Origin of the sequence: Methylobacterium nigriterrae, assembly GCF_037106235.1 — a bacterium.
GTDB classification, from domain to species: domain Bacteria; phylum Pseudomonadota; class Alphaproteobacteria; order Rhizobiales; family Beijerinckiaceae; genus Methylobacterium; species Methylobacterium nigriterrae.
The window spans coordinates 1-19,907 of the sequence record NZ_JBAWTG010000055.1 but is presented as its reverse complement, the minus strand read 5'-3'; the positions used below and the strand labels follow the sequence as shown (position 1 = coordinate 19,907).

Annotated in this window: 13 protein-coding genes and 2 pseudogenes; 11 read left to right on the top strand and 4 right to left on the bottom strand. The window is 65.8% G+C overall.

Annotation, left to right across the window (positions count from 1 at the left end):
- Window positions 1-411: 411 nt before the first annotated feature.
- Window positions 412-1,587, bottom strand: a complete 1,176-nt coding sequence (locus WDW90_RS22905) for an FkbM family methyltransferase (protein WP_336489772.1) — start codon at window positions 1,585-1,587, stop codon at window positions 412-414.
- 340 nt (window positions 1,588-1,927) lie between these two features.
- On the opposite strand from WDW90_RS22905, the gene WDW90_RS22900 reads away from it, so the two are divergent.
- The 6 genes from WDW90_RS22900 to WDW90_RS22875 all read left to right on the top strand — a co-directional run bounded on the left by WDW90_RS22900 (window position 1,928) and on the right by WDW90_RS22875 (window position 9,202).
- Window positions 1,928-2,608 (top strand): class I SAM-dependent methyltransferase, encoded by a 681-nt coding sequence (locus WDW90_RS22900; protein ID WP_336489771.1) that lies wholly within the window; start codon window positions 1,928-1,930, stop codon window positions 2,606-2,608.
- The gene (locus WDW90_RS22895; protein WP_336489770.1) at window positions 2,605-4,377 is read left to right on the top strand and encodes a glycosyltransferase family 4 protein; all 1,773 of its coding nucleotides are present in this window, start codon (window positions 2,605-2,607) and stop codon (window positions 4,375-4,377) included. Before WDW90_RS22900 ends, WDW90_RS22895 begins: the two co-directional genes overlap by 4 nt.
- A gap of 14 nt (window positions 4,378-4,391) precedes the next feature.
- Window positions 4,392-6,746, top strand: a complete 2,355-nt coding sequence (locus WDW90_RS22890; protein ID WP_336489769.1) for a glycosyltransferase family 4 protein — start codon at window positions 4,392-4,394, stop codon at window positions 6,744-6,746.
- On the top strand, window positions 6,746-7,261 hold the full coding sequence (locus WDW90_RS22885) for a hypothetical protein (RefSeq protein WP_336489768.1): 516 nt from the start codon (window positions 6,746-6,748) through the stop codon (window positions 7,259-7,261). Before WDW90_RS22890 ends, WDW90_RS22885 begins: the two co-directional genes overlap by 1 nt.
- Window positions 7,262-7,354: 93 nt before the next feature.
- A complete protein-coding gene (locus tag WDW90_RS22880) occupies window positions 7,355-7,765 on the top strand; it encodes a hypothetical protein (RefSeq protein WP_336489767.1) in 411 nt (136 codons plus the stop codon).
- Between the two features lie 252 nt (window positions 7,766-8,017).
- On the top strand, window positions 8,018-9,202 hold the full coding sequence (locus WDW90_RS22875) for a hypothetical protein (protein ID WP_336489766.1): 1,185 nt from the start codon (window positions 8,018-8,020) through the stop codon (window positions 9,200-9,202).
- Between the two features lie 206 nt (window positions 9,203-9,408).
- On the opposite strand, the gene WDW90_RS22870 is transcribed toward WDW90_RS22875, so the two are convergent.
- Window positions 9,409-11,736, bottom strand: a complete 2,328-nt coding sequence (locus WDW90_RS22870) for a hypothetical protein (protein ID WP_336489765.1) — start codon at window positions 11,734-11,736, stop codon at window positions 9,409-9,411.
- Between the two features lie 232 nt (window positions 11,737-11,968).
- Between WDW90_RS22870 and WDW90_RS22865 the strand changes: the two genes are divergently transcribed.
- Entirely contained in the window at window positions 11,969-12,229 is a 261-nt protein-coding gene (locus WDW90_RS22865) for a hypothetical protein (RefSeq protein WP_336489764.1), read from the top strand.
- A 1,104-nt stretch (window positions 12,230-13,333) separates the two neighbouring features.
- Here WDW90_RS22865 and WDW90_RS22860 read toward each other — a convergent pair.
- Window positions 13,334-14,437 carry a hypothetical protein gene (locus WDW90_RS22860; protein ID WP_336489763.1) on the bottom strand — a complete coding sequence of 368 codons (1,104 nt, stop codon included), beginning with the start codon at window positions 14,435-14,437 and terminating at the stop codon, window positions 13,334-13,336.
- Between the two features lie 412 nt (window positions 14,438-14,849).
- Here WDW90_RS22860 and WDW90_RS22855 point away from each other — a divergent pair, with 412 nt between their 5' ends.
- The 3 genes and pseudogenes from WDW90_RS22855 to WDW90_RS22845 all read left to right on the top strand — a co-directional run.
- Window positions 14,850-15,275, top strand: coding sequence for a hypothetical protein (locus WDW90_RS22855; RefSeq protein ID WP_336489762.1), 426 nt, complete (start codon window positions 14,850-14,852; stop codon window positions 15,273-15,275).
- 1,421 nt (window positions 15,276-16,696) lie between these two features.
- Window positions 16,697-17,281, top strand: coding sequence for an alpha/beta hydrolase (locus WDW90_RS22850; RefSeq protein ID WP_336489761.1), 585 nt, complete (start codon window positions 16,697-16,699; stop codon window positions 17,279-17,281).
- Between the two features lie 543 nt (window positions 17,282-17,824).
- A pseudogene (locus WDW90_RS22845) lies at window positions 17,825-18,214 on the top strand (IS110 family RNA-guided transposase); the annotation flags it as partial.
- Between the two features lie 202 nt (window positions 18,215-18,416).
- On the opposite strand, the gene WDW90_RS22840 reads toward WDW90_RS22845, so the two are convergent.
- On the bottom strand, window positions 18,417-18,794 hold the full coding sequence (locus WDW90_RS22840) for a GNAT family N-acetyltransferase (RefSeq protein WP_336489760.1): 378 nt from the start codon (window positions 18,792-18,794) through the stop codon (window positions 18,417-18,419).
- A 499-nt stretch (window positions 18,795-19,293) separates the two neighbouring features.
- Here WDW90_RS22840 and WDW90_RS22835 point away from each other — a divergent pair.
- Window positions 19,294-19,419: pseudogene (locus WDW90_RS22835) on the top strand (IS3 family transposase); the annotation flags it as partial.
- Between the last annotated feature and the right edge of the window lie 488 nt (window positions 19,420-19,907).

Below are 19,907 nucleotides of genomic sequence, written 5' to 3'. Positions count from 1 at the left end.
GCGGCAAGTTGGAACCGTCGACGCGGACCGAGTCTGTGGCGAACGCCCAGCAAGCTGTGATCGCCTGCAGGCAGTCGGAAGGCGCCTACCTCGACGCTCTCAACGCCTCACCGCTCCTGGCTCCCAGCGATGTTGCGGCGGCGCGCGCCGCGATCAGGGAGCAGGCATCACAGAACCTGAGGACGGCCCGCCGCACGCCAGATCCGCTGACAACGGGTTCCATCGCCCCGCCCGCTCCGCAGAGGGCACAACGTTGAATTGGCGCGAGCAGCCGATGGCGCGCTGCGTCCGTCGCGGATCCGGTCTTCGCCAGCGGTTTGCGTGGTGGCGAGACCGACGTCGCGTCGCTCGCCACGGGCAAGGCCCAATCCTCGCCTGCCTAGCCGCTGGGGTGCAACCGTCCGCGATCATTCAGTGCTGAATTGGTCGCGCGTTCGACATCTGGATCTGCATCGCGTCGAGCTTGATCTGAAGTCTCGCATTCTGGATCAGCGAGGCGTCGCGCGCGGTGTTGAGGCGCCGGTTCTCAGCCTCGAGATCTTTGAGTTGGCCCTCAAGAAGCTCACGGCGCGCCAAATGGCTTTCCGCAAGCTCCTTCATGTGAGCCAGGGCCGAGTCACGCTCATTCATTATTTTGCCTAAGGCCTCACTCTGCTCCTGCATTATTTTGCCTAAGGCCTCACTCTGCTCCTGCATCAGCTGGGAGAGTTCCAGGGCAAAGGCGGCGCGCTCTGCACGCAGTTCCGCAGCGAGGGCTTCTCGCTCGGTCAGACGCTGTGCAGCCTGAGCGGCCCAGGCATCGCGCTCGTCGCGCAGGCGGTCGCGCTCGGCAATCAGGCCGTTGATACCTCCGTCCGGGATCTGGTCGAAGACCGACTTCGCGCACGCGACGTAGTCGACCCGGCGATCGGTGAAGGGAAGGCGGAACTGGTCGAACACGTTCGGCGGCACGTCGAACAGATTCCTGCGCCACGCGTCCTCATCGCGAACGAAGTAGCGGTTCAGTCCGTCGAAATAGCAGAACTGGTAGCCCTTGCTCAGAAGGCCGGCTTCCCACGTGTTCGAGGCGAGCGCGACGCTGTCCGGCTCGGTCGCCTCGATGACCAGAATGCGAGGACGCACGGCCGTGAACGGGTATGCCTCGAGGATCGGTCCCTCCGCCCCCTCGACGTCGATCTTCAGGAAGTCGACGGTGCGTCCGTCGGTGTGGCGCTCGAACAGGTCGTTCAGGCTCAGGGCTTCAACGCTCACCGTGCCGGCGGTGGATCGCCCGGCCTGGGCGTGCTGCTCGGCGACGTCACCGACCGTGGTCGAGAGACCGTCGAGCAGATGCAACTGCAGGATGCCGGATTGCCCGCTGACCGCTGCGGCCAAGTTCAGATCGTGGGGACGGTGCTGGCGCAGCAGGGCATGGAAGCGCGGGTTCGGCTCGACATTGATGCCGGACCAGCCCTGGCTGTAGAACCAGTGGGTCACATTATCGACGATCGGGTGGAACGCGCCGATATCGATGTAGAAGCCACGCTCGATGTCGGGCAAGGCGCGGCGCAGCAGCACGTCCTCGAAGTTCTGCGCGTAGCTGATCATCGGTGGAAGCACGCGCCGCTCTCCCCAGTTCGGGGATGCTTCCTCGCTCGCTGTGTCGCCCCGTGCCGGTGGCTGCGGCGGGCGCGCGCCCTTGGAACGGCGTCGCAACGCGATCACGCGTCCCGATCCCAGGGAGTACCTTCGCATTCCGCTTGCCACGTTGGGTCTCGCCTCGCCCGAATGCCTCTGCTAGGGAGGCGCCGCATCCTGAATGGGGTCGATGAATACAAGGGTCCGTGCACGACGAGAAGCCGTCCGTCTCCGCGTCTCGCGATGGCCGCTGTGAAAGCGCCGCAATGAGCCGCGATGAGGCAGGAAATGCGGCGGGGCGGAGAAGCTGATGTTTGACGACCTGATGTTCCCGGGCGTTCGGCTCGACAACTGGCAGATGATGCAATGGGAGCGCATCGGCCTGACGGGGGTCCTCGCCCGCATGCGTCCGCGCGGCGCGCTCGAGATCGGCGTCTATCATGGGGGCAGCCTCACGCTGACGAGCCAGTTCGCCGAGAGCATCATCGCGATCGACATCGATCCCGAGGTGCCGGGCCGGTTCGCCTGCCCGAGCAACGTCGACCTGCGGATCGGCTCGTCAGAGGCGCTCGTGCCGCAAGCGCTCGCCGACTTCCAGGCGCGCGGCCTTCCCCTCAACTTCGTCCTCATCGACGCGGATCACAGCGCGGCCGGAGTCCGGCGCGACCTCGAACTGGTGCTCGCCTACCAGCCGACCGAGCCGCTCGTGGTCCTAATGCACGATTCCGGCAACCCGGAGACCCGTCGTGGCATCCTGTCCGTTGACTGGGCCGCCAACCCGCACCTGCACTTCGTCGATTGTGATTTCATCCCGGGCCAGATTATCGAGCATGCGGTGACCGAAACCTCGGGCGAGATCTGGGGTGGGCTCGGGCTCGCCTATCTCGACGGACGTGTCCGTACCGGTGCTCCCGAGATCCGCCAGAGCGCGCGGACCTCGATCCGCTGCCTGCACCATTGCGCCCCCGACCTGACGATCCTGCCGCGATGATCGACCATGACCCAAAGCAGGCGCCGAGCGAGCCAGGCGGCACGGTGAAGCGCGTCCTCATCGTCAGCAACCTGTTTCCGCCCGTTGTCGTCGGCGGCGCGGAAATCGTCGCGCATCGGCAGGCGAAGGCTCTGGCCGCGCAGGGTTTCGATGTGGCCGTGTTCGCCGGCGGCTTCGCCCAAGAGGGAGCAGAATCCGGCAGTCTGAGCCTGGAAACGGGCGACGGGATCCCCGTCTACCGCCTGATCCTGACCTCGCTCGCCACCGGCGAAAACTTTCATCGGCCCTCGGACGAGCAGCGCTTTCTCTCGGTGCTCGCCGCGCACCAGCCCGAGATCGTGCATTTCCACAACGTGGCCGGCCTTGGCTTCAACCTGATCCCGGCCGCCAAGGCGTTCGGCGCACGCGTCGTCGTCACGTTGCACGATCACGGCGGCTTCTGCTTCAAGAGCACGCTCCTGCGCGACGACGGGCGCCTCTGCACCGATGTCGAGGAATGTGCGGTTTGCTTGCCGGAGACCAAAGCCTCGGACGGGACATCCCTCCCGATCCGGCTGCGACGCGACTACGTCGCCTGGTGCGTTGATCAGGCCGATCACCTGATCAGTCCGAGCGCCTATCTCGCCGACGCCTTTGCGGCCTCGGGCGTGGTCGGGAAGCCGGTCGAGGCGCTCTCGAACGGGATCAACGGCGACCGCGTGACCGTTCGCCCAAAGCCCGCGCCCGAACCCGTCCTGTTCACCTGCTTCGGCTATCTTGGCGAGCACAAGGGCATTCCGACGCTTCTCGCGGCGGCGGAAGCGCTTGCGCGGGAACCCGAACTTCAGGGTCGCTGGCGCCTGACCATCGCAGGCCATGGTCACTTGGCCGACCCTCTGACGCAGGACATCGCCGCCGGACGGTTCGGCGAAGCGGTTGAGTTCGTCGGCCGCCTTCCGCATGAGCAGGCCCTCGAACACCTCGCCCGAACGCACGTGGTGGTGCTGGCCTCGCATTGGCCAGAGAACGAACCTGTCACGCTGCTGGAAGCCATTGCCTCGGGCACGGCGCAGATCGCGACCAGCCTCGGCGGCAATCTGAACCTCGTTGAGGACGGAAAATCAGGCCTGCTCGTCCCGCCGGGTGACGCCGAGGCCCTGGCGGATGCCATGCGTCGGTTCATCAAGGAGCCGGAGCTCGCTCTCACATATGGCGCCTACAACGCGGCACGGCGCGGCCTGTTCGAGGAGACCCAGACGCTGGAGCGTCTGGTGAGCCTGTATGGGACGCTTCATGCGGCGGCCCCGGTTGCCCGCTCGGCGGGTGACGGCGGCGACATCGTCGTTCTCTGTGCCGGCCACGTGTCCTCTCGCGAGCGCGCGCTGCAACTCCAAGTCATGCTGCATCGGTTCCATCTCGTTGAGGATGGCAAGCCGCGGATCCGGTTCGTGTGGCACGACTGGGCCGGTGCCCCGCTCTGGCGGGAAGCGCGGCTGCTCTGGCTCTGGGGTGAGGCTGGCGAACCGGAACTGCCCCTCGTCGCGCAGGCGCTGCGCGCCGGGATTCCGGTGCTCGCGCCGACGGCCTCGCCCCTGGTGAGCGTCGGCGCCTATGCGAGCCAGATCGACACCTACGAGAGCCTTCTCGAGGCGCTCGGCTGGCTCGCCGCGCTCCAGGATGTGCCGGCAACGCTGCGAAGCGTGACTGGACCCGGCCCGAGCGCGGCGCGCTTTCTCAATGCGATGGCGCCGGCCTCCAGCTTCCATCTTCCGGTTCGAGCCCCCGCGTGAGCCCACCTCGTCGCTTGACCAAGCCCCGCGTCCTGATCGCCAACGAGCGTTTTCTCGCGCGCTTTGGCGTGGACCGGATCCTCATCCTTTTGGCCGAGCATCTCGCTGCGCACGGTATCGAGGTGTCGTTCGCCTGCATCCGGTGTGACCGGGCGGTGCTGGAGCGCATCAGCACGCGGATCGAGCAGATCTCGCTGCCCGAGGGCATCGACCTTCTCGGCGCCGACGCGAGCGTCACGCGGCATCTGCTCGGGCGGTTCGCGAGCGATCCGGTCGACGTGATCGTCAGCGGCGGGTGGCCGTTCTTCGGGATCGCCGCACGGGCCGGCGCCCATGGCATGCACAGCGTCTTCATCGATGCCGGCGCGGTGCCGCATGACGGTCTGCCGGCCGAGGGTGTCCCCGTCCAGCGCGCGCTTCGACGTCTGCGCCAGGGCACGCTCCCGACGATCCGCTCGATCCTGCCGATCAGCCGCTTCATTCGCGACAGTCAGACTGAGCCCGATCGGGGCGGAGATCACGGCGTGGAAACCGTCCTGCTCGGTGCGGACCACATGACGTTTGCCGACGCGGGTGAGGCGGCCTCTGCCGAAGATGCGGCCACGCGCGAAATCCTCGATCGGCTCGACGCACGCATCGCCGATAACGCTCGCCTGGTCCTGGCGCTCGGGCGCGTCGAGACGAGCGGCTACAAGAACTCGCTGGCTGCCTTCGACGTTCTGAGGGGCCTGCGCCGGCAGGTGCCGGAAGCCCACCTTCTGCTGCTCGTCGGTCCCGAGGCCCTCGACCTGCCGCGCGATCTTCGCGAGCATGTCACGACGTTGCCCACGCTCAGCGATGCCGGCCTTCAGGCCGTGATGGAGCGTTGCGCGCTGGGCTTGAGTCTGTCGCTCTGGGAAGGCTTCAATTTGCCCATTGCCGAGATGCAGTGGCTCGACCGGCCGGTGCTGGCCTTCAATATCGGAGCGCATCCCGAAGTCATTGCCGATCCCTGGTTCCTCTGCGGATCAGAGACCGAGATGACGCGCAAGGCTACCGAGATCCTGACGCTCGGCGTTCCGCCCGCGATTGGCGGACTTCACCGATTCGAACGCTTCCGCGAGCGCTTCCGCTGGGAGACGACGCTGCGCGCCTGGACGCACGCCATCCTCGAACCTCTGCGGCCGGCAGCCGCCGCACCTCCGGTCGGGCGCCGCCTCGTGCTCGTGGATGTGTCGAACTCAGCGCGCGATCCGGCCAATTCCGGTGTCATCCGTGTGACGCGCCGCTTGACGGCGGAGCTCGCGCGGCGTGGCGATTTCGACCTCCTGTACGTGAAATGGAACGGCGAGCAGGGCACCTACGAACGGCTCGCGGCGGCCAACCAGCGGTTCCTCGCGAGCAATGCCGGACCACGCGACTGGGTCGGCGTCACGGCGGATGCTCTCGATTACCGGGAGCCGCTGGAGAACCTGATACGGGCCCGCGACCCGCAGAGCGTCGCCGAGCCCATCCTGTTTCTGCCCGAGGTCATTCTCGACGGCAGCGCTGCGGCACGCCTGCGCTGGGGGCAGGCACAGGGCTGCCGTGCCGCTTTCGTCTTCTATGACATGCTGCCGATCTACGAGGCGCGTTACGTTGATAAAGCCGTTGCGGACGCCTTCCCGTCCTACCTTGCGGCCGTTCGTGCGGCGGACGCGTTCTATGCGATCTCGGGCTTCAGCCTGAGCGAGTGCGAGCGCTGGCATCGCGACCATAGCCAGGCGCTGCCTGACCGGCGCGAAGCCATCTGGCTGCCAGCCCAGTTCAGCGACCATCCGCGTGTGCTGACCCCGCCCGCCCGGTCGCCGGAGGTGAACATCCTGTGCGTCTCGACGATCGAGCCTCGCAAGAACCACCGTGTGCTGATCGAGGCCTTCCAGACGCTGCGTCGGCGCCGCCCCGATTTGCCCGTGCGGCTGAACCTCGTTGGCAATCTCTACGTCGGTGCCGAAAGCCTGGCCCAATGGGTACGGCTCGCCGAACAGGCCGATGATCGCATCGTCTGGCATGGCATCCTGTCGGACGAGGAGATCGCCGCGCAGTACGCGGGCACAAGCTTCACCGTATATCCCTCGATCGCGGAGGGGTTCGGTCTGCCCATCATGGAGAGCCTCTGGATGGGTCGTCCTTGCCTCTGCCATGAGGGTGGCGTCATGGCGGAACTTGCCGCTGATGGCGGGTGCCTGACAGTCAACATGAACAGCGTGCCGGAGGTCGCCGCCGCGCTCGAACAGATGGTGGTCAATCCGGATCTCCGCGAGGTCCTGACCCGGCAAGTCTTCGCCCGCCGGATCGGCACCTGGGAATCCTACGGCGACGTGATCGCAGCGCGGCTCAAGGAGCTCTGATGGACCAGATCCGCGATTCCCTGCCAGACCCCACTCTTAACAAGCGCTGGGCGCAAGCTGCGAGGCAGCGCCGAGCCCTGTTCGTGGCACGCGATGCTCTCTCTGCCGAGATCTTGAAGGGCTCTGAAACCGGGATAGCCACAGGCGATGCCGCAGCGCCCGTGAGCCCGGGGGCCCCGACGCTGGTATTTGCCTTGGAGAAGCCGACCCGACCGCGTTCGTGGCGGGCACGGCGCTCTCACGCTGCCACCGATCGCCGGCGCCGACGGCTCTTTGAAGCTTCGGGCTTGTTCGACGCCGCCTGGTATCGCGCCCGCTATCCGGACGTCGAAACGGCCGGCATGGATGCGCTCGAACACTTCCTCGATCACGGCAGCTTCGAAGGACGATCACCAGGACCGGACTTCGACGCCATCGCCTATCTCGCCCGCTATCCGGATGTCGTGTCTGAGAAGATGGAGCCTTGGCTCCATTACGTGTTGCACGGCAAGGCGGAAGGCCGGGCCACGAAATAGGCGCGTTTCACCCGGCATGGGGCATCTTTCGTGCTCGTCACTCCGCAGAAGAGTGGGGCCGGCTCATCGAAAATTCTCAAGAGGCACAGCAGCATGGCCAACCCCAACGAACAGCTCGGCATCTACGTCGATATCGGTAAGAACACTGTTCCGCGCCTCAACTTCACGCTGGGCGGCCACACCACGAATGTCGACATCGACGGTCCGGGCGCGGCCAATCTCGGCGCTTCGCTCTTGATGTCGAGCTTCCTGTGCAGCATCGGCAAGGGCGTTCCGGATGGAACGCTCGTGTCTCCGGGCCAGCTGCCGGTCGCCTCGGTGAAGGGCGGCGTCGACCCGGCGACGAACCTGCCTACGCTCAAGCTTGGGCTCATCGGCGGTGCCGAGTTGAACCTCGTGTTCTCGGCCGATCTGGCAGCAATCGGTGCCACGCTGCTCACCAAGCAGACGCTCGAGGTGACGAAGGGCCAGAGCAGCGGCGAGCCGGGTGGTCAGGCTCACTAGCGCCGGCTTATTCCATTACCCGTTCGTCCTGCAGGCGGGGGCCGCGGTTGCGTAATGCAACACCAGCCGCGCGGATCCTGAATCCGCGCTGCGCCTGCCTGGCGCGACGGCCCGCAGCTTGACGGTTTCTGAGCATCGGTTGGCGTCAACCCTCTACCTCCAACGTGGCCTCACGCGCTCTCGGCAAGTCATTTGAATGACCTCCTCGCGTGACTGGACCCTGCCCACCGACGATCTGAACGGATGTTGCCCATGGGCGTGCTGACTCGGCAGGACATCACCCGGTACTATCAATGGCTTCTTGAGCGGGAGCCCGAGCCGGAGGCGATCGCAAGCTATGTGGCGAATGGCGCGACGCGGACACAACTCGTTCAGACCATTCTCCAGTCTGGCGAGTTCTCCCAGCGACTTCGGCGCTTGGGGGCGGCCCCGGAGGAACCTGCCTCCAATCCGGTCGTCGATCTCAAGGACAGCCAGTTCTGGAGACGCTATGTCCCCTTCTGGAATCCCGAGAGCCGCGTGCCCTTTGTCGAGACCGGCTTCCAGACCTATCGGGTTACGACGGCTGACGGCGAGGTCACCATCAAGAGTATGCTGTCCAGCCTTGAGCTCGCCCTGCTGTATGCGCTCGCGAAGGATTACTGGACAGGAGAGGGCGAGATCGTCGACCTCGGCTGTCTCTATGGCCTCACGACCCGCTGCCTCGCAGAAGGCATGGCTCTCAACCGGCGCGTGCCGGACAACAGGAAGCTCCGCCGCATCTACGCGTACGACCTTTTCCTCGCGGAGGACTACAGTTGGTGGTCGCAAGGTTCGCCAACGGTTCACGCCGGCAGCTGGTTCTCCGAGTTTTTGAGCGTTAATCGCGATCACCTCGCGGCGATCGCTCCCTGCCCGGGCGACCTCCTGCACATGAACTGGGGCACCAAACCCATCGAAATCCTGATGATCGACGCTGCGAAGTCTTGGGACTTGAACGACTGGATCATCCGCAAGATGTTTCCGCGCCTTATCCCCGGCCGGAGCGTAGTGATACAGCAGGATCAGGTGCATTACTTGGAATATTGGATTTCCATTGCGATGGAGTATTTTTCAGACAAGTTTGAATACATTGATACCATTTACGGATCTTCCGCATACTATCTCTGTACCGCACCGATTTCCGAAGAGGAGGCGCACAGGGCGTTGAAGGCGCTTCCTTTCGAGGAGAAAGAGCGCTTGCTCTTGGCGGCCATCGCGCGTAGCCGGCCCTCCGCGCAGGCAGCTCTCACGGGAACGCATGTGAAGCTCCTCGCGGATCACGGCCAGCATGACCGCGCACGCTCGGTCCTCGCGCAGATGTCGACCGACCGGCTCTCGGAGGACACAGCCTATGATTTCTCGGCGATTGCGCGCTCGGACAAGGCCAGCCTGACGACGCTATTGGAGCGAGGCTGAGTTTAGGGACCCGGGCAGCCTTCGACCAATCCAGGCGGGACGACCCGCCTCGCTCACGGCATGACGCGTCCGCTCGCGAACCATGTCCGCGAAACTGCTCAGGCCGAGCCCCTACCGGGCTTTCGGCGCACCCGGCATGCGCCTGTAGCTTGCGAACCTCCCGCTCGCACTCCGGTCGGACGGGGCGTTTGGTCGAGAGGCGACCGCTAGCCGAGAGGGTGCGCGTCGCTGATTCCGATGATGCGCACGACCGAACCGCCGCCGATGTCCCAGGACATCGCGTGAAGCGACGCATCGTTCGCCGCGCTCGGATCGTACATCTCGAGCGTGTTGTCGACGACCTTGAACTGCAGATTGGGCGTCGAGGCAATGAAGGTGTCGATGATGCGCAGCTGCGCTTCGTCGAGCGTAGCCGGACCGGTCACGAGGCTGATCGAGATGGCTCTCGATGCCGTATTGGCGGAGCTCAGAAGCGCCGTCACCGCATGCAGCGCGTCCGTATGCGTCGCCTCCGTTCCGAGGACGCTCTGATTCGCCGCGCTGGTCGAGGCTCCGCTCTGCGCGGGAGTCGGGATTTGTGTCCCCGCGGGCACCGTGCTGGCCGCGAGGCCTGTCTGGGTCGATGCCGGTGGGAGAACTTGTGCGTCGCCCGACCCGATTGCGGCCATTCCCTTCGACGGAGCGCTGCTTCCTTCGGCTGCGGAGGCAGGCAGCGTCGTCTCGGGCGAGTTGGCCTGGCTGGAATTGCCCGAGCTTCCGGCAGCGGTCTGGCCGTGACTGCCGACCAGGGCCGACGCGGGCGCTTGAGCGACCTCCAGAGCCCCTGCCTTGGCGGATCCTGTCGACGCCGTGGAGGACGTGCTGGTCACGACCGTGTCATGTCCCGCCGAGGTTGCATCGTGCTCTGCTGGGGGCGACGTCCCACCGACCGATCCCAGCACCGTTGCGGCAGACCCTTTACTGGCCACGAGATCGACGGAGGTCGACGAGCCGGCGATGCCGTGAGCGGTGTCCGAGGGCTTCGTCTCGTCGAGGAGCGAGTGAAGGAACAGCGATACGCTCTTGGCAGACAAGGTTGAGGTGTCGCGGAAAATGTCGACCAAACCGCCTTTGCTGCTCGCGGCATCACTCGAAGCTGCGCCGGTTGGCGTGGCGGATGCGGCCGGACCGCTCACAACCGACGCGGCTTTCGTCTGCGAAACGGCCGTACTGGAGCCGATGTCGGTGGTTGCCTGTGCCAGCTTCGTAGGATTGTCGGCCGGGCCAGAGCTACCCGAGGCTGTTGCCGACGATCCGGAGTTGATGGTGCCCTGGATGCTGCCCGCCGTAGTTGCCGCCCCTGCAACCTTCTCGCCGCTGCTCGCACTGCCCGCTTCGGCATGTCCGCCGTCGCTCGCACCTCCGGTGCTGCCATCAAGGCCGAGGCTCGCACTCGAAACGCCGCTGCTCGGCGCCGCCGCGCCCTTGGTTTGCGTGGCTGCACCCTCGCTCGCGTGAGAGGCTGCCGAGCGACCACCGCTGCTGGCCGATAGAAGCACGAAGGGATGCTGTGCGCCCGCGTGAGCCGCGCTCTCCTGCGGGATCATCCGTGTGCTCTCGGGACTTAGCGAGACGATGCTGACGCCCGGCGTGGGCAGTAGGATCGCGCTCGCCTCACGGGGCTCCGGTTGCTGGATGACAGGTGTGATGCTCGCTTCCGTGACCAGCGGGTGTGCTGTCGAGTCCTGACCATCGGCCCGCCGAGCGGCATCCGCGGCGTGACTTCCGGTCTGAGGCTCCGCAGCCGCTAATTTTACCGCCCCGCCAAAGGGCTGCGATTGCGATCCGGACGCCTCGGGGCCGATGTGCTGCCCTGATTTCAGCGAAGCGTCGCGGCTTGAGCTCTGATCGAGAAAGGATGCGATGCAGGCCATGACGACGCTGGTCGCCACGGCCAACTCGCGCTGATCGTTTGACCGGGTTCGGGATGTCCCATCACCACCGTCGATATCATTCCCATCGATGGCCGAGATCGGATGGTAGGCGGCGGAGGAGGCGTCAACCTCCGGGGCGCTGCCGAGGGTTGACGGGCCTTGAAGCTCCCCCGCGACCGACTCGCCCATCGTCGAGAACAAACACGCGGTGGCGACGATGGCCGTCAGGAGTGCTGCCGGATGCATCAGAATCTGCGCACCGCTGCGAACGCCCGCGCCATTGGCCGCCTGGCGGGGGACCGGCAGAACGCTCGGGTTGCGCGCGACGAGGTCGGATAGGAGTGATCGGAAGTCTGGACCGACGAGCGGCTCGCCGATCATGTCGCTGTAGATCACGTAAGCGCCGTCGATGCGGGCAAAGTGCAGGAAGACTTCGCCGTCCTCGCGGCAGAACACGAGCCAAGGCTCGCCCTCATCGCTCAGGCCACGCTCGAGCGAGACACGCAGGCCGGCCTGGAGCGAGGCGGCCTCCACACGATAAAACTCGGCGAGTTCCTGCTGCGACCAGTCGCCCGTCGTCGAGGGGGCAGGCCGGAAAAAGGACAGGACCTTGGCGCTCACGTTCCGCTTCCCCTTGTCCGCACGAGGCGGCGCGACCGCTTGTACCGTCCAACTCACCCGCACCGCCTTCGCGGCCTAGGCCACCGTCACGCGATGGTTCCGGCCATCCAAGAGCCGGTCTTCCAGGCGGTGGCGCTGGTCGACAGCAAACCCCTCACTGCACTTTGACAAGGAATGTGGCAGGGTCAAGCCCAGGCAGGCGGCTGAGCAGGGTTGGGATGGTCCTGCGTCCTTGGCGGACGTCTCGGCGTCAAATCCGCAACACGACCATGTCGATCCGGGCGTATCGACGCGCGGCGAAGAAAGCGGCACGCTGCTGCCATCCAACCGGCGCCCGCTATGGCGGACGGCGCGGCATCGCCTGGGAGGGAAGCTTTCTCGTTTCCCGATAACGGCATCGTTCAAGCGGAGCCGCATGCGCATCTGCGCCAAACCGGTGAGCGTGGTGTTGAGGGCCGATGCCGCGGGCGCGTCGGTGAGCGGTGGTGAGTAGAGATCCACGCTGTCCCTCGGTCCGGTTCTGGACCTGTGTGGCGCTCACTCAGGCCGATCCCGCAAGCGGACGCATTGCTCAACAGATGGCTCTCGGAATACAGATCTCGTATAATCGAAGTCAAAGTATTACGGGGCAACTGTTAATGATTATTATTAACAACGCCGATTTATAAGCAGTGCCTGAGTTATTGTAAGAACAGTGCGCGCTCAGCCCACGACGTCATCGACCTGATAGCGATCGACGGCTCCACGGGCTCCGTCAGAGTGCTCGACAAGAACGAGGCCGATCCGCTTAGCGGCACCGTCGCAGCCAATCAGCTGGACTTCAGGCATCCGGCAACGTCAGCCACGACGTGGCGATGAGCACGCGGTCTCGCGGCCAGGAGCGCCGCCTGCTGTGCCTCCGAGCCGGCTCCCAGTGGCGCGCCCGCCTCAGGCTCGGCATCTGCTCCGCGCAACTCGATCGACCGGGACGTGTCGGGCCACAGCCAGGCCGTCAACCGAAGCGCTTTGGGTCCGTCGTTCGCGCCTCAAGCCGCCGGGGCGCGGTGCTCCGCGGCGCCACCGTCCCGCTCGGGATCCGGATCGAGCCTGCCACTCCGCTCGCTCACCGGTGGAGCCCCGCCCCGACGGTCGACGCTCGGCACGCCCTCGAGACGGCCGCCTCTTCGGCACAGGCCTGGCGCGGGACCGCGACGTGGCGGCACCGCGAACGGAGCAGGCCGCGAGCCCGCCCCCGCGTCGGCACCAGCGGGAGCGAGAAGGCAGATCTCCGCCTTCCGAACCCGGCAGGGCCGAATGTGTGTCGGGTCGGCGCCGCGATAGTCGGGGCGACCATTCAACTCGTTACTTGCCGAGCGGATGAGGGCCGGGACATGTCCCGAAGTTCGCCCAGCCACGTTCCCGGCTCGACCCGCGCGTGATCAGCCCGCCGCGGCGGACGGCAAGGCTCGGATCAGCACTCGGCACGGCATCCGAAGCTCGGGGGTCGGTGGACCGCCTCATCGGCGTTCCGGTCCGTGCAGACGGTTCACTGGCCAAGCCGTGCCGAGTCTCGACTGATGCCGGAACGTCGACGCGTGGCGCGGAACCGAGCAGCGTACTAATCGGTCGGCGGCATCGTTTCCGTGTTGTCCGAATCCGCGACATCGGATTCGGCCGCCCTGCTCACGACCGCGACGCCGTCATCCGGCGGCGGCACTTCCTTGGCCGGCCACCCCACAGGCGTCGCGCCAGCCCGGACAGGGTTTCGGAGCGGCCGCAGCTCGGTCGAGCCGGGCTGCGGATCCGGCGCCGCGCTGGTGGCGATCGAGCCGTCGGCCTGGGAGGGGGGAGCCTCGGTCACGTCCGGCGTGCCAGCCGGGCTCGACGCGGTCGGGAGGCCGTAGCGGCCGTCGTCTCCCTTGCCCAGGTGCCGACCCGCGACCAGCGCATCGAGATGCTCGACGATCCTGCCCTTGGTCGCTTCCCGGAGCCTCGACTGGCCGGCCTCGGCCCGTAGCGCCTCGATCACCGCTACCGCGTCCAGCGGCCCCAGCGTCTCGACGATCCTGATCAGCTTGCCCGTAATGACCGGCGTGTCCAGGGACTTGTCGATGCGGAAGCGCGGTGCGGATTTCTGCGAGACTTGGTCGCTCTCGCCAGGATCCGCGGCCCCTGCGGGCGGCGCCTCGCGAGCGGCCTGCTGGCCGGCGGGAGGCTCGTCCGTGCCGAGCTTGCGATCCAGGACGACCCCGTCGGCGAGGGGGGACGCCGCGACGACGTCGGGGGAGCGCACGCGCTTCTTGTAGTCGGCGAGGACACCCTTGCCGTAATAGACGATGGGATGGCATCCCTGCCTGGAGATGCAGTTGAAACCGTCCGCCTCCAAGAGGGCGGCCAGGGCCGGGGACGGCTCAGACAGGAGCTCGAGTCGGAGGCCCTCGAGCTTGCGGGCCGGGGGCGCGAACGGATAGGCCGCGGCACGCTCCTGCGCGCGAGCATAGGCCTCGTCGAGGACGGCGTCGTCGATCAGCTGTCGGTCCTCGAGGACATCCAGCACGCTCCGGTAGATCGCCACGTCGTTGGCGCAGCGGGCGAACAGGTCGCTGCGGCGCACATGCAGGATCAGGACCTCGTTGTCCGTCCTGATCGCCGAGGCCGCCTCGGCCCGCATCAGCTTGTTCTCGAAGGCGCGGTCGTAGGTGATCTTCTCTCTCATCGCCACGGATGAACCCCCTCATGTTTGGTTGCGAAACAGCGGAAAAACCAACCTAAGGTTGGCGAATCCAACGTTTCGTTAACTTATTCCGGGGGAGATAGACGGTGCTGTCAACCGCACGCGATCGCCTTGACGGCTCCGCCTGGCGTTCCCGTTTTTCGGCCATCCCGGCCCAGCCATCATCGAAGACGAAAGCTCTGAGCGTGCCGGGAAACCCTCCTCGCCTGCAGACGTGCCGGGCGGGACAAACTCTGCCGCGGCATCGGCCCACGCTCCGGCGGGCTTGGGCTCCGGACGGGCGCCAGATCTCGGCCGACAGAGCCGCCGCTCGCAATATCGTCTGCGCGTTTCCGCATGGGCCTTGGTTCCCTGCCGCGTCTGATGCTGAATGGAGGCTCCGTCCATCCCGAGCCCGACCATGTCCGAGCCCAGCGACCCGCATACCGACACCGCCATCACCGTACCCGTCCTGCGCGTGTCCAAGCGCGAGATCAGGCGCAAGGAGCGCCACGCCGCCGTGGAGGCGGCCTCAGCGGGACGCCGCAAGGCCAGAAAGGCACCCCGCCGCGAGGATGTGGCCCGGGCTGGACTGTTCATTATCCTGATGCAGTATCGCGGATCGCGGCACGACTCGTCCCGAGCCGTCGTCCGAGACACCCTCATCGAGCTCCTCACCGATGCCGGCTTCAGCCGCGACGAGACTGCACGCGTTTTCGACGATCTGACGGATGGTTTCGGGCCCGACCTGGACCGCTGGCTGATGCTGCGCGGCATCGAGCGCGAGAACGAGATCCGGCAGCGGTGGCGGCAGCGGGTCGCTTCGGTGCTGTCAGCGGCTGACTAGGAGTAACGGGAGGGGTGGCTCGCTTCGATGTCAGCGGCTGACCGAATCCCAGCCTTTCGCTCCGTGCTCACGGCCTCGTCTCAAGGCTTGAACCGCCGGTCCGGTCGGGCAGACAACAGCAGGTTCCGGAAGCCCAGGATGGGTAGCAGGCACGATGGCGGGCACGGATGCGAACGCCATGCCGCTGGCTGGCCGCAGGGTGTCGACTTGAGCAAGGGCGCCATCTGAGAAGCCCTGCCGGCGATGGCGGACCTAGTCCGGTGACCGCAGCCACGCCTGCCCTGGGCCGAGGAGATTGCGTCATCGATGACGGGCCTCGATGAAGTCTTCCATTGTCTCGGCAGGGCGCGGACGGCCGCTTAGCGGGTAATCTCGGAGCATCCGGCGGCAGGTCTTCGAGGCCGGTGGCGCGTCCGGCCGCAGGTCTTGTCCGCGATTCCGGCATGTTCGCGGCGCGGGCGATCAAGCAGGGTGCGACCACCGCTGCGGTGCCCGTGTCGCTCGGCGCCGCCGACGCGGAAGGCGAGGACGAGAGACTTCGCGCGCAAGCCTCTGACTGAGTGGAAAGCCAGGCGGCAGGCTTCCGGGTCTTGCCAGGGAATCCGGGAGCCGGAGGCGGCCCGAGTGACCTCGCGGGCGGAGATAAGGCATCGTCGGGCGACGCCGACGTGCCTTCCGGCAAGGGATTGGCTTCCGGCGGCCGTTTCTGCCCCGGATGACTCGCGCCAAGTTTCAGCGCAACCGGGGGCCGATCCCGGGTTTGGACCGGGCTGCCGATCCTTGCCAAGACCTCGACGTCTACGTGCACCGGCCCGTTCCGGCGCGGCCAGACAATGCCCGACGGGTCCGGTCTGCGACCGCCCTGCCGGCGCCGGCGCCGGAGATCGGCAGCGGCGCGGCAGCCCTCGGCATCCGCCGGCGCGGCCCATCGCGGCTGAAGACGGTTATGGTCCGGGTCGGCGAGGCAGGCGCGTCCGGACATCGACGAGCCGCGCTCGCGCGGCGACACCTCGGCTGAATGCGGTCGCGAACGGCGAGCGGTACTTGCGGGATAACTGGCTTGGCACCCGCGTGTTTGCGGCCTCGGCGGGCATCGTCGCCCCCTGCTGCCGCGCCTGGAACAACCTGATGGTGGGGCCCTGGACGGTAACGTCCCTCCGACTGCGACGGCGCCTGTCGGTTATGATCGGCGTGGGCCAGTACAAGACTGCGCACGTCCCGCCCGACGCCTGAGGAGGTTGGTATGTACCGATGGGCCCCGCTCGCGTTCCTGGCCGCGCTCGCAGCCGCCGAGCCCGTCGAGCTTGCGACCTTTCGCGGCCTGCCGCGACCGGAGCCCACGCTCCAGGTCCGGTACGGCTCCGACCTAGGCGATCGACGTCTTCCTGCCTTCGGGCGCGGGGCCGCATCCCGTCGCCATCTTGGTTCACGGCGGCTGCTGGAGTGCCGCGACCGCGGACCGCGAGCAATTGCGGCATCTCGGGGCTGAACTGGTGCAGTACGGGATCGCGATCTGGAGCATCGGCTGCCGCCGCGCGAACGAGGCGGGCGGAGGCTATCCAGGGACCTATCTGGACGTCGGCGCGGCGATCGACCGCGCGCGCGAGGATGCACCGAGATACCGCCTGGACCTCGCGCGGACGGTCCTCGTCGGCCATTCCGCGGGCGGCCATCTGGCCCTGTGGGCCGCATCGCGCGGCGCGCTTCCCGCTTCGAGCCCGCTGCACGCGCCATCGCCGTTCACGAGCTGTGCGGTGATCAGCCTGGACGGGGTCGGCGATCTCCGAGAATTCGCTCGCTTCGTCCCGCTGCATTGCGGGAGCGGGATCCTCGAACAGCTCGCTCCCTCGGAGGCGCTCGGGGAGGTTTCGCCCGCGGCCCTGCAGCCGGCGACTGCAATCGTGTTGGTCAGCGGCGTGCTCGACCGGCTCGTGCCGCCCGGAGTGGCGCACGACTACACCCGCGCGTTGCGGACCGCGCCGGGGCGGGCCGCACCGCCTTGTTGACATCCCGGAGGCCGGGCATTTCGACCTCGTCACACCGGGCACGGCGGCCTGGGACGAGATCCGCCGGCTGATCGCAGCGTCGCTGAATGGCGATGCCCATCTCCCCCTCCAGGAGAGCTGCCGACGCTGAGACACCGGCCCTCTCTTGCGGCCTCTGAAGGGTGCGGCCCGCAGCTTCCGAGGCCGGCGTCACGACGGCAATCCTGCGGCGCGGCCGATCGCTCGTCGCCGTGGCGAGACACGCTCGATGCCGCAGGGCCTTCGGCATCACGGCGGCGATCCGGTCCGCAGTGCCGATATCCGGCATGATGGCCTTGGTGCCCTCGTGTTCCGCTGATTTTCGGATCAGCGCTATGGTGAGCCCATCCGGGACACGGGACACCGGGAGCACGTGAGTGCGGGCAGGCCAACCCTTGAACCATGGGCTGCGAGCCCGAGCCGTTATTTGGCCGCCCCTGCGGCTCGCCCGGATGCACTGTGAGCGCGAATCCGTAGTTGCCGTGTTGCCCGCCAGCTCCCGTGATCAACGCGAGGAGGCAGGCCATGCGGGTCATAGGATCGGACATCCACCGCGTCTTTGCCGAGGCGGTGATGGAGGACGGAGCGGTCCGGCGGTTGGGTCGGATTGGGATGACGCGCGATCATCTGACTGCGTTCGCCAAGACGCTGACCTCTGACGATCACGTCGTGGTCGAGGCGACCCGCAACGCGAGTGCAGTCACTGAGGTGATCCGGCTGCATGTGGGCCGGGTCGTGATCGCCAACCTGCGCCAGGTGCGCCTCATCGCCGAGGCGCGCATCAAGACCGACGGCATTGACGTGGCAACGCTGGCGCGGCTTTACGCCAGCGGTTTCCTGCCGGAGGTCTGGATCCCGGATGAGGCCACGCTCGACCTGCGGCGGCAGGTGACTCGACGCATCCAGATCGAGCGGCCCTGGATGATCATGTCCATCGGACTGCGCGACGGAGCTCATCGGTTATGATCAACGCACGGTGGTAAAATTTGCTGACTGGGTTTTTATGCAACCGGACGGCTCTCGTTAAGGACGATTACAGAAACGCTCGGGAGCTGCCGCCAAGTTCTCGGGTGCAACTGCACGCCCAAACGAAAGAAAATGTAGCTAAGATTTTGGATTATGTCGGGGGCATATTTTCGAAGGTGTACCAATGAATAAGATTGAAGAGCATTTTCTGCTTCGATCTAATCATGAAAGGAGAGAAGCCGGCCTTCTTGCAGCCATTCAGGGACGCAATATTTTTACTGGTGACAAAGGTGATGGCAAAGCGAGCGCCAAGTCCCACGCCACGTTCGGCAACTTGGGCCATTGCGGCTGGCATAATCCCATTCCCCCGATAGCGGGCTGGGGTATATGCATTCTCCAGAAGCACTTCATCCTCCCGCAATGCAGGGAAACGCCCGACACCAAAGAATGATGTGATCCTTGCGTTTTCCTCGGCTCCCATCAGACCTTGGAAATAGCAAGGCGATCCATCGCGCTGATCTATAGCCACGTAGCATTTGCCAATTCCAGCCTCGAAGTGCCTGCGACGGAAGTGGAGTTCTCTTCTCTCATAGTCTCGTAATCCGTTCTCATGAACGCGAAACAAGGCTAGGCAATCATGTCTTGAGCACTCACGAACTGATATGGGAATCTTAGCCTTAGGAGGCTGAAAGTGCTGATGAAGGTCTCGTCGTAGGCCATATGCGATCTGACGATCAAAAACACTATGTGCCACAAGCCGACGGCCGATCTCGACGTAATCTCCCTCAACGAAAAGCTGATACGCAACTTTCAGAGAATTGGGTAGTGTCAACATGGCACATGCACCATGTCTGCGTCTCTGATGGTACCTTGGCGACAACCTTCGCCTAAGCGTATCAGAGCGCCTTGTTGCAGAGCAATAACAAAAAAGTGGTATGATTCAGGCTTTTAAGCCGTACCGCTGACCTGGCAGGCTGGCTTTGGACCGCGCTGATTGCGAGGATCAGCTAGGACTGAAGGAGCTGGAGATGAAGCGAGGACAGAGACCGAGTGCGGAATGGGTGGTGCTGACGCTGCGCCAGATCGAGGTGCAGACGGCACAAGGCAAGAGCCTGGCTCTCGCCTGCAAGGAGACGGAGATCTCCGAGCAGAACTCCGCCACCAAACACCTCCATGGCGGCGTGACAATCTTTGCGCCTGATCTCGTGCTTGGTCACGCGCGGGACCAGCTCAATGATCGCTGTGTCGGCGTGCGGGTCGTTGGTCTCGGGCATGGTCGGGCTGCGGATGGATGGAGCCTCAATCCCGCTCCCTGCCCGGCAAGGAAACACTGTCCTACGCACCGGAACCACACAGAGATCATTGCCAGCGGCGGCCTTCACCGCGGCTGGGTCTCCCGAGCGGAGGATTTGGGCCGGCCGGATCGTGGGCCGACTCCGTGACAGGTGTCGTCCCCCTCGCCAAGCGCGTTCGCCTCCGACGGAATCTGCGGCCGGGATACGCATCACGATCCGTTTGATTTCCGCTCATGCCGTGCCGTGTCATCTACGGCCTGTTCGGCCTTGAACGTGTTCCGTGTGCGGGCGTTTTGCTCCTCCTGACTGGGAGGAGTGATGCTGGACGACGCAGAATGGAGAAAGCT

Excerpts from the sequence above, each read along its gene's own strand:
- WDW90_RS22855 (WP_336489762.1), top strand. The coding sequence starts at position 14,850 with ATGTCCGAGCCCAGCGACCCGCATACCGACACCGCCATCACCGTACCC.
- WDW90_RS22875 (WP_336489766.1), top strand. The coding sequence starts at position 8,018 with ATGGGCGTGCTGACTCGGCAGGACATCACCCGGTACTATCAATGGCTT.
- WDW90_RS22880 (WP_336489767.1), top strand. The coding sequence starts at position 7,355 with ATGGCCAACCCCAACGAACAGCTCGGCATCTACGTCGATATCGGTAAG.
- WDW90_RS22885 (WP_336489768.1), top strand. The coding sequence starts at position 6,746 with ATGGACCAGATCCGCGATTCCCTGCCAGACCCCACTCTTAACAAGCGC.
- WDW90_RS22895 (WP_336489770.1), top strand. The coding sequence starts at position 2,605 with ATGATCGACCATGACCCAAAGCAGGCGCCGAGCGAGCCAGGCGGCACG.
- WDW90_RS22905 (WP_336489772.1), bottom strand. The coding sequence starts at position 1,587 with ATGATCAGCTACGCGCAGAACTTCGAGGACGTGCTGCTGCGCCGCGCC.
- WDW90_RS22900 (WP_336489771.1), top strand. The coding sequence starts at position 1,928 with ATGTTTGACGACCTGATGTTCCCGGGCGTTCGGCTCGACAACTGGCAG.